This is a genomic window from Streptosporangium sp. NPDC023615, from assembly GCF_040640155.1.
Taxonomy (GTDB): Bacteria; Actinomycetota; Actinomycetes; order Streptosporangiales; family Streptosporangiaceae; genus Streptosporangium.
Map to the genome: position 1 here is coordinate 81,868 of NZ_JBFABE010000011.1, position 14,507 is coordinate 96,374.

General features: G+C 72.5%; 16 protein-coding genes. 5 read left to right on the forward strand and 11 right to left on the reverse strand.

Features of this window, described 5'->3' with window-relative positions:
- Window positions 1-42: 42 nt before the first annotated feature.
- The 6 genes from AB0G16_RS11565 to AB0G16_RS11590 form a co-directional block, all read right to left on the reverse strand.
- On the reverse strand, window positions 43-822 hold the full coding sequence (locus tag AB0G16_RS11565; RefSeq protein ID WP_362802475.1) for an ATP-binding cassette domain-containing protein: 780 nt from the start codon (window positions 820-822) through the stop codon (window positions 43-45).
- A gap of 3 nt (window positions 823-825) precedes the next feature.
- Window positions 826-1,614 carry an ABC-2 family transporter protein gene (locus tag AB0G16_RS11570; protein WP_362802478.1) on the reverse strand — a complete coding sequence of 263 codons (789 nt, stop codon included), beginning with the start codon at window positions 1,612-1,614 and terminating at the stop codon, window positions 826-828.
- 48 nt (window positions 1,615-1,662) lie between these two features.
- The gene (locus tag AB0G16_RS11575) at window positions 1,663-2,484 is read right to left on the reverse strand and encodes an ABC-2 family transporter protein (RefSeq protein ID WP_362802481.1); all 822 of its coding nucleotides are present in this window, start codon (window positions 2,482-2,484) and stop codon (window positions 1,663-1,665) included.
- A 125-nt stretch (window positions 2,485-2,609) separates the two neighbouring features.
- Window positions 2,610-3,563, reverse strand: coding sequence for an NAD(P)-dependent alcohol dehydrogenase (locus AB0G16_RS11580; RefSeq protein WP_362802484.1), 954 nt, complete (start codon window positions 3,561-3,563; stop codon window positions 2,610-2,612).
- Window positions 3,560-3,763, reverse strand: coding sequence for a helix-turn-helix transcriptional regulator (locus tag AB0G16_RS11585; RefSeq protein WP_362802738.1), 204 nt, complete (start codon window positions 3,761-3,763; stop codon window positions 3,560-3,562). The genes AB0G16_RS11580 and AB0G16_RS11585 overlap by 4 nt, the downstream gene beginning before the upstream one ends.
- Window positions 3,764-3,786: 23 nt before the next feature.
- A complete protein-coding gene (locus tag AB0G16_RS11590; RefSeq protein ID WP_362802487.1) occupies window positions 3,787-4,218 on the reverse strand; it encodes a hypothetical protein in 432 nt (143 codons plus the stop codon).
- Between the two features lie 310 nt (window positions 4,219-4,528).
- Between AB0G16_RS11590 and AB0G16_RS11595 the strand changes: the two genes are divergently transcribed.
- A complete protein-coding gene (locus AB0G16_RS11595; protein ID WP_362802741.1) occupies window positions 4,529-6,238 on the forward strand; it encodes a serine/threonine-protein kinase in 1,710 nt (569 codons plus the stop codon).
- A 98-nt stretch (window positions 6,239-6,336) separates the two neighbouring features.
- Complete coding sequence (locus tag AB0G16_RS11600; protein WP_362802490.1) at window positions 6,337-7,152, forward strand: ATP-binding cassette domain-containing protein; 816 nt, start codon at window positions 6,337-6,339, stop codon at window positions 7,150-7,152.
- A 13-nt stretch (window positions 7,153-7,165) separates the two neighbouring features.
- On the opposite strand, the gene AB0G16_RS11605 is transcribed toward AB0G16_RS11600, so the two are convergent.
- Entirely contained in the window at window positions 7,166-7,927 is a 762-nt protein-coding gene (locus AB0G16_RS11605) for a helix-turn-helix transcriptional regulator (protein ID WP_362802493.1), read from the reverse strand.
- Window positions 7,928-8,051: 124 nt separating this feature from the next.
- Here AB0G16_RS11605 and AB0G16_RS11610 point away from each other — a divergent pair, with 124 nt between their 5' ends.
- Window positions 8,052-9,197: an aminotransferase class I/II-fold pyridoxal phosphate-dependent enzyme gene (locus tag AB0G16_RS11610; RefSeq protein ID WP_362802496.1), complete on the forward strand. Its 1,146-nt coding sequence runs from the start codon at window positions 8,052-8,054 to the stop codon at window positions 9,195-9,197.
- A gap of 216 nt (window positions 9,198-9,413) precedes the next feature.
- Entirely contained in the window at window positions 9,414-10,148 is a 735-nt protein-coding gene (locus tag AB0G16_RS11615; RefSeq protein ID WP_362802498.1) for a hypothetical protein, read from the forward strand.
- Between the two features lie 403 nt (window positions 10,149-10,551).
- Here the strand turns inward: AB0G16_RS11615 and AB0G16_RS11620 are convergent, their stop codons facing one another.
- The 3 genes from AB0G16_RS11620 to AB0G16_RS11630 form a co-directional block, all read right to left on the reverse strand.
- Window positions 10,552-11,370, reverse strand: coding sequence for a PP2C family protein-serine/threonine phosphatase (locus AB0G16_RS11620; protein WP_362802501.1), 819 nt, complete (start codon window positions 11,368-11,370; stop codon window positions 10,552-10,554).
- Between the two features lie 264 nt (window positions 11,371-11,634).
- Window positions 11,635-11,922 carry an HU family DNA-binding protein gene (locus AB0G16_RS11625; protein ID WP_362802504.1) on the reverse strand — a complete coding sequence of 96 codons (288 nt, stop codon included), beginning with the start codon at window positions 11,920-11,922 and terminating at the stop codon, window positions 11,635-11,637.
- 350 nt (window positions 11,923-12,272) lie between these two features.
- Complete coding sequence (locus AB0G16_RS11630) at window positions 12,273-12,446, reverse strand: hypothetical protein (protein ID WP_362802507.1); 174 nt, start codon at window positions 12,444-12,446, stop codon at window positions 12,273-12,275.
- A gap of 162 nt (window positions 12,447-12,608) precedes the next feature.
- Between AB0G16_RS11630 and mihF the strand changes: the two genes are divergently transcribed.
- Window positions 12,609-12,917 (forward strand): integration host factor, actinobacterial type, encoded by a 309-nt coding sequence (gene mihF, locus AB0G16_RS11635; RefSeq protein ID WP_362802510.1) that lies wholly within the window; start codon window positions 12,609-12,611, stop codon window positions 12,915-12,917.
- A gap of 194 nt (window positions 12,918-13,111) precedes the next feature.
- Here mihF and aceA read toward each other — a convergent pair whose 3' ends face one another.
- Window positions 13,112-14,404 carry an isocitrate lyase gene (aceA, locus tag AB0G16_RS11640; RefSeq protein WP_362802512.1) on the reverse strand — a complete coding sequence of 431 codons (1,293 nt, stop codon included), beginning with the start codon at window positions 14,402-14,404 and terminating at the stop codon, window positions 13,112-13,114.
- Window positions 14,405-14,507 lie beyond the last annotated feature (103 nt).

A 14,507-nucleotide genomic window follows, 5' to 3' on the forward strand; every position in this document is an offset into this window, starting at 1 on the left:
GGACGCCGGCCGGTGCCCCGGCCTTTCGCGCCGGGGAGCGCGTCAGTGGCCGCCGGCCGGTTCCGGCGGGCCGGAGCCGGCGTAGAGGCGGGCGACCACGTCCTCGATGGACCCCTCCTCGGGCGCGGTGGCGCGCAGGGCGTCGAGGGTGCCGTCGAAGGCCAGGGTGCCGTGGTCGATCAGTATCACCCGGTGGCAGAGCTTCTCGATGTCGCCCAGGTCGTGGGTGGTGAGCAGGACCGTGGTGCCGCGCTCGGCGTTGAGCCGTCGCAGGAAGTCGCGCATGGCGACCTTGCTGACCACGTCCAGCCCGATCGTGGGCTCGTCGAGCACCAGGACGGCGGGGTCGTGCAGGAGCGCGGCGGTGATGTCGCCGCGCATCCGCTGGCCCAGGCTGAGCTGCCGGACCGGGGTGGACAGGAAATCGCCGAGCCCGAGCAGCTCGGTGAGCTCGGCCAGCCTGCGCTGGAAATCTTGTTGATCTACTTTGTAAAGGTGGCGGATCAGGTGAAAACTGTCCCGCAGCGGCAGGTCCCACCACAGGGTGGTCCGCTGGCCGAACACCACGCCGATCCTGCGGGCCAGCGCGACGCGGCGGTGCGCGGGATCGAGCCCGGCCACCCGGATGCTCCCCGAGGTGGGCGCCAGGATCCCGGTGAGCATCTTGATCGTCGTGGACTTGCCGGCGCCGTTGGGGCCGAGGTAGCCGACGAACTCCCCGGCCCCGACGGCGAACGACAGATCCCGTACGGCGTGCACGGTCGTCCTGTTCCTGCGCCGGCCCACGGTGAACGAGCGGCCGACCCGGTCGAGTTCGATCATGTGTCAACTTCCCGTCGAGCGGTAGCGGCGGATGCCCGCCCGCCAGGCGAGGGCGGCGACGGCGGCCAGGGCGACGGCCGCCAGGGGCGAGGCGAAGCGGAACCAGTGGGGCAGGCCGAGGGGGTCGGCGCGATCCAGCACGAACAGCGCGGGCTGCCAGTTCACGAACGCCAGCGGCACCGTGAACGTGACGGCCCGCACGAGCTCGGAGCCGTACACGTTCAGCGGGTACTGGGTGAGGGTGACGCCGCCGTAGGTGAAGGCGTTGGCCACCTCGGGGGCGTCGGTCAGCAGGAACTGCACGGCCCCGCCGAGGGTGAAGACCGCGGTGAAGATGACGGTCCCGCACACGACCATCAGCGGGATCATCCAGGCCCGCTCCCGGGGCGGGCCGAGCGCGGACACCGCCAGGCCCAGGACGACGGCTGCCTGCAGCGTCCTGCCGAAGCGGTGCACGCCGAAGCGGTCGACGGCCATCTGCACGAACGCGCTCGCCGGGCGGATCAGCATGGTGTCGAAGTCTCCGGTCCTGATCTGCCTGCTGAGCCGGTCGACGTTGCCGAAGAGCATGTCGGCCAGGGCGAAGGACAGGCCGGCGGTGCCGTACAGGAACATCACCTCGGCCAGGCCGAAGCCGCCCAGCGAGGCGGTGTGCTCGAAGATCACCCAGATCGCCACCACGTCGAGCGCGTTGACCACGAGCGAGCCCAGCATCATCATGATCAGCGGTCCCGGGTACTGCGCCGAGGCCCTCAGCCAGGTCCAGGCCAGCAGGAGATAGGTCCTCACCATCGGGCGTCCCCGTCCCGTGCCGCGGCGGGCCTCCCGGGGGCGTCGCGGTCAGCCACCCTGGATCACCACCTTCCTGCGGGCGGCGGCGGTGACCAGGGCACCCAGGACCATCAGGGCCACCACCCAGGCCGCCTGGAACCCCAGCGCCTCCAGGACGTCCCGCTTGCCCAGGTAGAGGTCGGCGGGGACCTGCACCATCGCGGACCAGGGGAGGACGGAGGCCACGGTCCCGAGCCAGCCCGGGAAGAGGTTCAGCGGCAGGACCATGCCGCTGAAGAAGAGCGTCATCACCAGGGACAGGGACTGCACGCCCCGGTCGTCGAGCACCCAGCAGGACGACAGCGCGACCAGGTAGCGCAGGGAGAAGCTGACGAGCAGCCCGAGCAGGCACCCGGCCGCGAAGGCCGCCCAGGTCGCCGGGCCGGCCGGGACCACGAACCCGAACAGGGCCGCGCCGGCGAGCGTCGGCGGCAGGCTTCGCAGCAGGACGAGGTAGGCGGCCCGGCCGAGGTCGTCGGCGAGGCTCCACAGCTGCAGGGACGCCGGACGGACCAGGTCGAGGGCGACGTCCCCGCTGCGCACGCGCTCGGACAGCTCCAGGCCGCCCCCGAAGACCTGCATCGGGCCGATGAAGGCCTGGCTGAGGAAGCAGAAGGTGACGGCGTCGAGGACGTCGTACCCGGCCAGGCCCGGCCGGGCCTGCCAGAGGGCGATCAGGACGTAGGCGCGCAGGATGCCGAAGACCGTGTTGGTGAAGGCTCCGGCGACGGCGGCGGCGCGGTAGGTGGAGTGGCGGCGGAAGCCGTACCCGGCGATGCGCGCGTAGAGCAGGAAGACTGCCTCCCGGTGGGGCGTGGGCAACCGTCCCATCTTCCTGGGCACCCTGATCACGGGCAACGGGTTTTCGCGATCCACGGCGCCGCCCGGCGGGTCCACGGCGTCGGCCGGTGCCGCTCGGTGCCGTGTCGTCGCCGGCTGAAGCGGGCGCCCCGGGGTCAGTCGACCGTGATGACGAGTTTTCCGGGCGCGTTGCCCGCCGCCAGGTCGCCGACCGCGTTGGGGGTCTCCGCCAGGGGGTACGTGCGCCCGACGGCCGGTCGCACGGTCCCGGCCTCGATGAGGTCGCGCAGCACGTCCAGGTCGGCGGTGCGGACCAGCGCGAGCAGCGTGTCCAGGCGCTGGCGCGTGAACGGGGTGATCAGCCGGACGGCCAGCAGCCGGCCGAGCCCGCCGAACCACCGGCCGCCGCCCTCGCCGCCGACGATGACGAGCCGGCCGCGCTCGGTGAGCAGCCCGCGCAGCAGGGGCAGCGGCCGGACGCTCGCGATGTCGACGATCAGATCGTAGGTCCCGGTGAGCGGCTCGCGCGTGTAGTCGATGACGCCCTGGGCGCCCAGCGACCGGACAAGGTCGACCTTGGCCGTGCTGCACACGGCGGTGACGTGGGCGCCGCCGGCGACCGCGAGTTGCGTCGCGAAGCTGCCCACCCCGCCGCCGGCGCCGATGACCAGCACCTTCTGGCCGGCGGTGACCCGGCCGACGGCCCGCAACGCGGTCACCCCTGACACGGGGACGGCCGCGGCCTCGGTGAAGCTCAGGTTGGCGGGCTTGCGGGCGAGCCTGCCCGGGCGGGCGAGCGCGAACTGCGCGTAGGCGCCGGTCGCCGAGCCGTACACCTCGTCGCCGGGGCGGAACGCGGTCACGTCGGCGCCGACGGACTCCACGACGCCGGCCACGTCCATGCCGGGCACGCGGTTGCGGGGCCGGCGCAGGCCGAAGCCGAGGCGGCCGACGAGCGGCAGCCCGGTCATGACGTGCCACACGCCGTAGTCGACGCCGGCGGCGTGCACCCGGATCAGCACGTCGCCGGCGCCGGGCGTGGGCGTGGGGACCTCGCCGAGGCTCAGCGTGTGCGGCGGGCCGTACCGGTCCTGGACGATCGCTCTCATGAGGGGTCTCCTTCGGTGTGGGGGTACTGGAAGACGTCGTCGAGTCCGGCCCGGAACACCCGGGCGATGCGGAACGCCATCTCCAGCGAGGGGGAGTAGCGGCCCTGTTCGATCGCGATGATGGTCTGGCGGGTGACGCCGACCCGGTCGGCCAGCTCGGCCTGGGTCATCTCGCCGTGCGCGAACCGCAGGGCCCGGATCGTGTTGGTGACCCGCGTCGGCTTCACCACGTCTGGAAGCCGCCCTTGCGGTACGCCATGATCTTGGCGAACGAGCTGAGCACCGCCGACAGCACGAACGCCAGGTAGACGGCGTTGGCGATCCAGAAGTGGCGCAGCTCGGCGGTGGCCATGATCAGTGCGGCGAGGGCGCCGACGACGACGAGCGACTGCCCGATGCGCTCACCGGCCCGGTTGATCTCACGGTCGCGCTCGTCGGTGCGGTCGGCGCCCGGGCCGCCCGCGACGGCCATCGCGATGTTGGCCGCGATCGCGACGACGATGGCGCCGCCGATGGTCCACAGCAGGGTCCCGGCGTAGGCGACGTCGGTGAGCGGACCGTCGCCGGCCCGGCCCAGGACGGTCACCAGGTAGATCGTGTACGCGCCGGCGGAGACCAGGATCATCACCCAGGCGCGCTTTTCCTCGAAGGTCATGCCCGCTCCTCGTGTAAAACAAAGCTGACATGGCTCAATGTAAAGTGCTGCGGACATCATGTCAAAATTTATTTACATCACCGGCGGTGCGACGTCCGGTCGCAACGTCCCGCCCTGCCCCAGGAGTCGTCCCTCGCCCCGGGACCGCCTTACCCGGGGGGATCATTGGCCTTACCTGCCATACCCTTCCGGCCTGTCGGGAGCGAACGGGGCCGGGATCCCGTCACAGTGTGCTTGCAGTGGCCCACGCACGAGAGGCTCAACGAGGATGGCACGTGGGGGAAGTGGGGGAACAGGTCCCGTGAACGGCATGCCGCCCGGTGCGCGGCCTCTGACCGTCGGGGACCCGGTCGTCGTCGGCCGCTACCTTCTGCTCGGCCGGCTCGGCATGGGCGGCATGGGCGTCGTCTACCTGGCCGAACATCCGCGGGGCGGGGTGGTGGCGCTCAAGACGCCGCACCCCGCGCACCTCGGCGACGCCACGCTCCGCGCCCGTTTCGCCGAGGAGGTGAGGTTCTCCCGGCGGGTGGTGCCGTTCTGCACCGCGGCGGTGGTCGAGGACGGCACCGACGGGGACCGCCCCTACCTGGTCTCGGAGTACGTGCCCGGGCCCGCGCTCTCCCAGGTGGTCTCCACGCACGGCCCGCTCACCCCCGACCTGGCCTACGGTGTCGCCCTGGGGGTGGCGGGCGCCCTGGTGGCGGTGCACGAGGCCGGGCTGGTCCACCGCGACCTGAAACCGGCGAACGTGCTGCTGTCGCACACCGGCCCCCGGGTGATCGACTTCGGGATCGCCAGGGACGTCGACGTCCACGGCGCGCACACCCAGGCGGGGCAGGTCATGGGCAGTCCCGGCTGGGTCGCGCCGGAGCGGCTCACCGGAGGGCTCGCGCTGCCCGCCTCCGACGTCTTCGCCTGGGGTTGCCTGATCGCCTACGCGGCCACCGGCCACCACCCCTTCGGCGCCGGCGAGGCGGACACGCTGACCCGGCGCATCCTGGTGGAGCCACCCCGGACGGCCTCGGTCCCCGCGCTGCTGCGCCCGGCGGTGGAGGCCTCCCTGGCCAAGGACCCGGCCCACCGGCCCGGGGCCGCCGACCTGCTCGGCGCGCTGCTCGCCGCGGGCGGCGTGGGCGACCCGTGGGACCCGCGCGAGGCGGTCGCCGAGGTGCTGGCGGAGATCTGGACGCCGGTGCCGTACGCGCCGGGAGCGGGAAGGGTGCGGCTCGCGGCCGGTGCCGCGACCCCCGAGCCCCCCGAGCCCCCCGAGCTCCCCGTGCCTCCCGCGCCGTCCTTGTCGTCCGTATCGTCGTCGCCGTCGCTGTCGGCGTGGTCCTCGCCGGTCTCGCCCCCCTCGCCGGCCGGGCACCCGTCCTCGCTGCACGACGAGCCCTCGGTCCCGGCCGCGGTCGCCCGGCGCCCTCGCCGGGCCGGGGCGCGCGGGCGCGCGCACCTGCCGCAGGCCGGGTTCGCGGCCCTGGCCACGATCTCCATGGCGGCGGTGACCGTGGTGGCGGCGGCCGGCGGGGGCGGGGCGGGCTCCCCCGGCGGCCTCGCGGCCCCCGAGCGGGTGCCGGTGGTCGTCCCGGCCGAGACGCCCTCCGGCCCCGTCCTTCCCGGCCGCACCCGGCCACCGGCCGGCAGGACGCGGACGCCCTCCCCGGCGCCCCCCTCCACGGCGCGGGTCACCGCCACCCGGACCGTCCCGCCGGCCGGTGAGGAAGGCGTGGACGGCGAGGACGGCGGGGGGAGCGGGGAGCGCCCGCCGGAGCGCCCGCGCGGCCCCGGCGGCCCGCGCGGCGACGGCGGCCCGCCGCGCGACTGCGCGGACACCACCGCCAGGGGCAGGGGCGGGCCCCGCGGCTGCCCGACGGGCACGAGCGGGCCACGGCCCTCGTTCACCCAGATCCCGCAGACCGGTGACGGGGAGAGCCCGTCCCCGACGCCGACCGCCCCCGCCCCGTCGGGGACGACCATCACCCCCGTCCCCACCCCCGGCCCCTCGCTGCAGATCGGCTGACCGGCCGCCCCGGCCGCCCCGGCCGCCCCGGCCGATTCGCGGTCGGTGCCGGCTCATCGGCTATCGTGAGCGCCGCGGATCGAGGCGGAGGGGGATCGATGGGCGAGCCCATGCCGGGTGCGGTGGAGTTGAGCGACGTCGGCGTCCGGGTGGTCGGCCGGACGCTGCTGGACGGCATCGGCTGGCGGGTCGCGTACGGGGAGCACTGGGCGGTGCTCGGCCCCAACGGGGCGGGCAAGACCACCCTGCTCTCGTTGGCCGCCGCCGTACGGCATCCCACCGAGGGGACCGTGACCGTGCTGGGCCAGAGACTGGGCCGGGTCGACCTGCGGGAGCTGCGCCGCCACATCGGCCTCGTCGCGGCCAGCCAGCGGCTCGTCGACGAGGAGCTGCTGGAGGAGGAGGGCGCCACCGCGCACACCGTCGTCCTGACCGGCCACACCGGGAGCAGCGCCCCGCTCTGGGACCGCTACGGTCCCGGCGAGCACGAACGCGCCCACCGGTTGCTGGCCGACCTGGGCTGCAAGGACCTCGCCGACCGGCCCTTCCGCGTCTGCTCCCAGGGGGAGCGGGCCCGCGTCCGGATCGCCAGGGCGCTGATGGCCGACCCGGTGATCCTGCTGCTGGACGAGCCGTTCGCCGGGCTCGACCTGCCCGCCCGCGAGGATCTCGTCGCGGCCGTGGAGGACCTGGCGGCGACCCGCCCGGCGCTGACCACGATCACCGTCACCCACCATCTGGAGGAGGTCCCGGCCACCACGACCCACGCCCTGCTGATGCGCGACGCCCGGGTCCAGGCGGCCGGTCCGGTGGGGGAGATCCTGACGGCGGAGAACCTGTCGGAGTGCTTCGGCCGCGCGCTGCGCGTCGACCGCCTCGACGGCCGCTGGTCCGCCCGCGCCGTCCGCGGCTGAACGCCGCCTTCCTTCAGCGGTGCGTGCGGTGGCTGCCCGGGGTGTGGCCGAAGGCGCGGCGGAAGACGTCGATGAAGGCGCTGCTGGAGGCCCAGCCGCACCGGGACGCGACGGTCGTGACCGGGACGTCCTCGGCCAGCAGTCGCAGGGCGTGGTGCAGGCGCACCTGGGTGCGCCACTGCGGGAAGCTCATACCCAGCTCCGCCCTGCAGAGCCGGCTCAGGGTACGGTCGCTGACGCCGACCACGGCACCGAGCCGCGCCAGGGTCCGGTCGTCGGCCGGATCGTCGCGGAGGATGCCGCACACCGTGGCCAGGCGCGGGTCCTCGGCGGCGGGCACATGGACGGGCTGCTGCGTGGAGCGGCGGAGCCGGTCGAGCAGGACGGCCCGCAGGCGGAGTCGCTCGGCGGTCAGGTCGTCAGGCCGCCCGTCGGGGCGCTCGGTGTAGGCGACGATCAGTTCGCGCAGCAGCGGGTCGACGCCGATGACCGCGGGCCGGTCCAGGCGTAGCGGGTTGTCCTCCACCGGCAGCCCCACCAGGTGCAGGAGGGTGTCCCCGTAGGCGCGATGCTCGTGGACGGCCCCGGCGGGAATCCAGATGGCCCGGGTGGCGGGGGCGACCCAGATCCCCGCCTCGGTGGTGACGGACAGCACGCCGCGACCGGCGTAGACGATCTGGTTCTCGTCGTGGCGGTGGGCGTCGATCCCGGTGCCGGCGGGCAGGGGGCGCAGGCCCGTCATCGCGATCGGGGCATGGCGGATCTCCGACATCATTCGGCACTTTATCGGAAGCGGGACGCCGCTCACGGAGCCGATCATCGAGGGGGGGCCGGGCAGGCCGGCCCCCGAAAGCCTCCCGGGAGATCCCTCCCCGGAAAGCCCATCAGGAGCCCTCATCATGGACGATCTCTCGTTCCCCTCCCTGGCGGAGCTGCGAAAGCGCCGCAGCGCGAAATGGCGGACCTTCCCCGAGGACGTCCTGCCCCTCCCGGTGGCGGAGATGGACCTTCCGCTGGCGGAGCCGATCGCCAGGGCCCTGCACGAGGCGGTCGACCGGTCCGACACCGGCTACGCGGCACCGACGCGTGACCTCGCGGACGCGGTCAGCGGTTATGCCCGGCGTACCTGGGGCTGGGAGATCGACACCGACGGTGTGCGCACCGTCGCCGATGTCGGGATCGGCATCGTCGAGGTCCTGCGCCGCGTCGCCGGCCCCGGAGACCGCGTGGTGATCAGCCCACCGGTGTACGAGCCGTTCGCCTGGTGGGTGCGCGAGGTCGGAGCCCAGGTCGTCGAGGCGCCGCTGGCCGAGGGGCCGCAGGGATGGCGGCTCGACCTGGAGGCCCTGGAACGTGCCTTCGCCGACCGCGCCACGGCGTACCTGCTGTGCAACCCGCACAACCCCGTCGGCCTCGTCCACCGTCGCGAGGACCTGGTCGCGCTCGCCGAGCTGGCCGACGGGTACGGCGTCCACGTGCTGTCCGACGAGATCCACGCCCCCCTCGTCCTGCGGGGAGCCGAGTTCGTCCCCTTTCTCGGGGTGTCGGACGCGGCCAGGCGCCGGGGGTTCTCGTTCCTGTCGGCCAGCAAGGGCTGGAACCTGGCCGGCCTCAAGGCGGCCGTCGTCATCACCGCGGACCCGGGCCCCGGACGCTACGTCGACCGCCTGCCCTCGCACTCCCTCTACCGCACCGGTCACCTCGGGGTGATCGCCACGGTGGCCGCGTTCGACGACGGCGAGCGGTGGCTCGCCGGAGCCCTCGACATCCTCGACCACAACCGGGGACTGCTGGGTGAGCTGCTGGCGGAGTGGCTCCCCGAAACCCGTCACAGACGGCCGGAGGCGGGTTTCCTGGCCTGGATCGACTTCCGCGCCCTCGGCTGGGGCGACGACCCGGCCGAGCGTATCCTCGGCGCCGCCGGGGTCGCCCTGAACGCCGGGCACCGCTACGGCGCCGCCGGTGCCGGGTTCGCCAGGCTGAACTTCGGGTGCTCCCCGCGGACCCTCACCGAGGCCGTCGCCCGGATCGCCGCGATCCGCTGAGGGACCCGGCGAGATCGCGGGCCGCGGGCCGCGGGCCGGGGACGGCGACCGCGCGCCGCTTCCCGTTCGGCGGCCTTTCACGGCGCCCGGGCGAGTTCGCCGTCCAGGGGCATTCCGGCGGCGGTGCGCTCCCGGGGCCACGACCTCGAAGGGGGAGCGGCCGGCCTGTCGTAAAAATGGTGTGATAAGAGTGATCTTCCCGGTACGGTGTCACGCATGGCGACCAAGCTGAACCAGATCCTCGCCGTCGAGAAGGGCGTCAAGTCCGACACCCAGCGCAAGGTGACCGACGCATACCACACGATCCAGAAGAACGCCCTGCTGTCGGGCATCTCGCGGACCTACCAGCCCATCGACGACGAGGGCGAGCGGCTGCCCCCGGAGTCGACCCGGGTGCAGGTGCAGGGGGAGGACCTGCTCAAGCAGGTCGGCGCCGCGCTGGTCCGCCTGTTCGACGTCACGGCCACCAAGGACTGGGCCAACTGCTCGGCGCGGGCCGACGTGAAGGTCGACGGCTCCACCCTCCTTGAGGACGTGCCCGTCACCTACCTGCTCTTCCTGGAGAAGCAGCTCGTCGACCTGCACACCTTCGTCGCCAAGCTGCCCGTCCTGGACGCGGCCGAGACCTGGACGCTGGACCAGTCGACCGACTGCTGGCGGACCGAGCCGGTCAAGACGACCCGTACCAAGAAGGTGCCGCGCAACCACGTCAAGGCCGAGGCCACCGACAAGCACCCGGCCCAGGTCGAGGTCTACCACGAGGACGTCGTGGTGGGTTTCTGGACGAAGGTCACCTTCTCCGGAGCCGTCCCGCAGAAGCGGGTCAACGAGCTCCTGGAGCGGATCGGCAGGCTGCAGAACGCCGTCAAGTTCGCCCGGGAGGAGGCCAACGGCACCGAGATCACCTATCAGCGCGTCGGTGAGAAGGTGCTGGGCTACCTGCTCGGGTAGACTCCGAGAACTCCCCGTTCGAGCGCGGGGACGCGTGAGAGCGCGAAAAACTGAAACTGAAACGTCAGACTGACACGCGGTATCCAGTGGGGGTTCGAATCCCCCTCCCGGCACCCCCGCGCCGGGATGGCCCAATCGGCAGAGGCAGCCGCTCAAGCTCAGGCTCTCGCTCCAGATTCAGTATTCGCCGCCGGGCGCCGGATCGACCGGGTGCGGGCGAAGATGGTCGAGTGCGGGTTCGAGTCCCGCTGGATCCTCCACGTGGATCCATAACTTAATGGCAGAGTGCGACATCCTCATGAATGACCCGCGCCCTTAAACGCGCCGGTGCCCCGACATGGCGGCACCCCAGGCCCCCGGGGAATGGATACTTCCCCGGGGGCCGTCGCGCGCGAGGGCGGCGTCACGGTGACCCGCCGCCGGGCAGGGAGCCGTGCCAGTCCAGGCACACGACGGTGGCGTCGTCGGCCATGTGGCCCCGGCAGGCGTCCATCGCCGCGGTGACCAGGGTCTGGACGACCTGCCTGGGGTGCTGGTGGCCGGTGTCGCGCAGGAGGGCGGGAAGGTCGGCGGCCGCGGCTCCGCGTTCGTGCATGCCGTCGGTGAGCAGCAGCAGCCGGTCACCGGCGCGCGGATCCAGGTGCTGCACCCGGTAGGAGCCGGGCTCGCCGACGCCGAAGGGCAGGTCCACCTCCAGGGGCACCTCCGCGACCTTGTCCCCGCGCAGGCGCAGCGGCCAGGGATGGCCGGCGTTGACGAGTTCGACGCCGGTGCCGTTCATGCCGACGCGCAGCAGCTGCCCGGTGGCCAGACCGCCGCGACCGTGGTTCAGGACGGCCTCGTGGGCCCGGCGGGCCTGCTCGGCGATGCCGGCGCCCGAGCGCCGGGCTCCGCGCAACGCGTTGACCATGAGGGTGGCCAGCAGGGCCGCGTCGACGCTGTGGCCCATGGCATCGGTGAGGGAGACGTGCAACGTCTCACGGTCGAGGGTGTAGTCGCTGCCGTCGAGCCGGATGTGCTCGGCGTCCCGGCTGCTTCGCACGGCGCTCTGCTCGGTCACCCGCACGACTTCGCGTCCGATGAGGTCGACGATGAGGAAGGACACCCGCCGGGCTCCGAATCGCTCCCGCAGGTTGCGCGCCACGACGTCCAGGGACTCCATCGGGGCGGCGTTCTCCGCGGCCGCCAGCACCTCGGCCAGCTTCAGCCGTTCCTCAGCCATACCGCCCCCCTTCCCCCCTTTGGTCGGCCACACCCGGCGAGCGGTCCATGAGTCGACCTTCGCGCGGTCCCGTTTCCGCAGGTCCGGGCGACCGCCGAGCCGATCGGGGCCGGGCCTGCGCGGGACGGCTCCACGCCCCCACCGGTCGGGCCGGTCTCTTCGACGGTCAGTCCCGGGAGCACGAGGAGCACGAGGAGAGCGAGGAGAGCGAGCATCGGGGTTCGGCGGGCGATCGCACGATCCGTCCACGCGCCCCCGCGCGGTTCAGTCCTTCTTGCGTTGGCGGATGAGGCCCATGAAGCCCGGGCTGGGTTTGAACTTCGCCGTCCAGGTCTCGGCGATCTCCAGCGGTTCGCCGGTCTGCGGGTTGCGCCCGGTGCGTGCGGGCTTGTGCACGATCTCGAAGGATCCGAAGCCCGGGATCGCCACCTTCTCCTCGGCCGCCACGGCCATCTGGATCGTCTCCAGGATCGCATCGAGAGCCGCGGCCGTCTGCCGCCGGGTCAACCCGGCCTCGGCGGCGGCCTTCTCGATCAGCTCGCGCTTGTTCATTCGGACAGTTAACGCCATCGGGACCCGGTACATCGAGCCCCGGCCCGTCACGCGGGTCAGGACGGGCGCCCGCCGGACCCGGTCGGGGTGGCGGGCACCCGTCCTCGCTCAGCGGTCGGGCCAGGCGGCCAGCCGTTCCGCCTCGGTGTGCAGGGCCTCGACGAGGACGAGCTCCAGGCGAAGATCCTCGTCAACGAGGCCGATCAGGACATCCATCGAGCCTCCCTGATACAGGGACGCCCCGGTGGCCACGGAAGTTGACAGCCGTGACCGGCAGGACCCGGTCGTGACGCAAACTTGATCGCCGCGGTGGGACCGGCCGCGCGCGGCCGCCCCCCGTACGCCGGGCCCTACGCCGGGACCAGCTCGGCCAGGTCGACGAGCTCACCCACCTCGCGGATGCTCATGCAGTACGCCACCAGGACCCGCCGCCCGCCGACACGGCGGGTGACCAGCAGGCAGGGACCGCCGGACGCGACGATCGCCTCGACCTCGATGCCCTGGGGGCCTCGCCAGATACCCATGAGCTCGAGGCTACGGAGCGAGGGGTAAGGCCGGGGTAACCAAACGGGCATATCGTGATGCACAGTGTGAGGCCGGGATCTATCTCGCAGGCTCGTTGATGATTAATCCGATCGCCCTGGGTAACAGGACGCTGGAATTACCATCATCAGGGAGATAACACCATGGCTTTGCCCAAGCTCACCCCCGAACAGCGTCAGGCCGCACTGGTCAAGGCCGCCGAGACCAGGACGGCTCGCGCCAAGTTGCTCGCCGAGGTCAAGGCCGGCTCGCTCAGCCTGGAGCAGCTTCTTGGCCGTGAGGACGACATCGCCAAGCGCATCAAGGTCTCGCAGGCCCTGCGCGCCCTGCCCGGTGTCGGCACGGTCAAGGCCGCGCAGCTCATGGCGCAGGCGGACGTGGACGAGGCGCGCCGTCTGGGAGGCCTCGGCGCCCAGCAGCGCCGCAAGCTCATCGAGGCCGTCGGTCGCTGAGATGCGCTCCGTCGTCCCCGCGGTCCCGCTCCCGGCACGAAGGCGGGAACGGGACCGCGGGCGGGCGGGCCCCGCCGTACGGACCGGGGGGAGATCCGTGCGGCGGGGCCTTTCGTCGACGACCTGGTCAGCGGGCTCGCGCGGGGAACCGTCCCATGCCCTGGAACTCGTCCTCGCGAGCCCGGTCCGGAGAGTCAGTGAGCCTCTGCGAACTGCTCCTCCTCCGTCGACCCCTTCAGGGCCGTGGTGGAGGAGTCCGGCGCGATGGCCGTACTGACCAGGTCGAAGTATCCGGTGCCGACCTCGCGCTGGTGGCGGGTGGCGGTGTAGCCGCGCGCCTCGGAGGCGAACTCGGCCTCCTGCAGCTCGACGTAGGAGGTCATGCCGTCCTCGGCGTAGCCCCGAGCGAGGTCGAACATCGAGTGGTTCAGCGAGTGGAAGCCCGCCAGGGTGATGAACTGGAACTTGTACCCCATGTGGCCGAGCTCGCGCTGGAACTTGGCGATGGTGGAGTCGTCCAGGTGCTTCTTCCAGTTGAACGAGGGCGAGCAGTTGTAGGCGAGCATCTGGTCGGGGTATTCGGCCTTGACGGCCTCGGCGAACTCACGGGCCACGTCCAGGTCGGGGGTCGAGGTCTCCATCCACAGCAGATCGGCGTGGGGGGCGTAGGCCAGCCCGCGGGCGACGCAGGCGTCCACGCCGTTGCGGACGCGGTAGAAGCCCTCGGCGGTACGGTCGCCGGTGGTGAAGGCCCGGTCCCGGGGGTCGACGTCGGTGGTCAGCAGCGTCGCGGCCTGTGCGTCGGTCCGCGCGATGACCAGGGTCGGCACGCCCAGCACGTCCGCGGCGAGCCGCGCGGCGCTGAGGGTCTTGATGTGCTGGGAGGTGGGGACGAGCACCTTGCCGCCCAGGTGGCCGCACTTCTTCTCGGAGGCGAGCTGGTCCTCCCAGTGCACCCCGGCGGCGCCGGCGGTGATCATCCCCTTCATCAGCTCGAAGGCGTTCAGCACGCCGCCGAACCCGGCCTCGGCGTCGGCCACGATGGGCGCCAGCCAGTGCGGCGCGTTCGCGTCGCCCTCCGACCAGGTGATCTGGTCGGCGCGCAGCAGCGCGTTGTTGATGCGGCGCACCACGGCCGGGACCGAGTTGGCCGGGTACAGGCTCTGGTCGGGGTAGGTCTGGGCGCCGAGGTTGGCGTCGGCGGCGACCTGCCAGCCGGACAGGTAGATGGCCTTCAGCCCCGCCTTGACCTGCTGCACGGCCTGGTTGCCGGTGAGGGCGCCCAGCGCGTGCACGTAGTCCTCGGTGTTCAGCAGTCGCCACAGCCGCTCGGCGCCGAGCCGTGCCAGGGTGTGCTCCTCCTGGACCGAGCCCCGCAGCCGGATCACGTCCTCGGCCGTGTAGGTGCGCTCGGTGTCCTTCCAGCGAGGGTCGGTCTCCCACTCGCGCCGCAGCTCGTCTGCGGCTCCCTTGAGGCGATCATTCATCGGTGAACTCCTTTTCGTCCCCTGGGTGCCTTGCTCCGAGTGTGTGCGTCCTGCGCACACCTGAACAGTCGGATATGTCCGAAAAAAATACTATTTTTCTTTA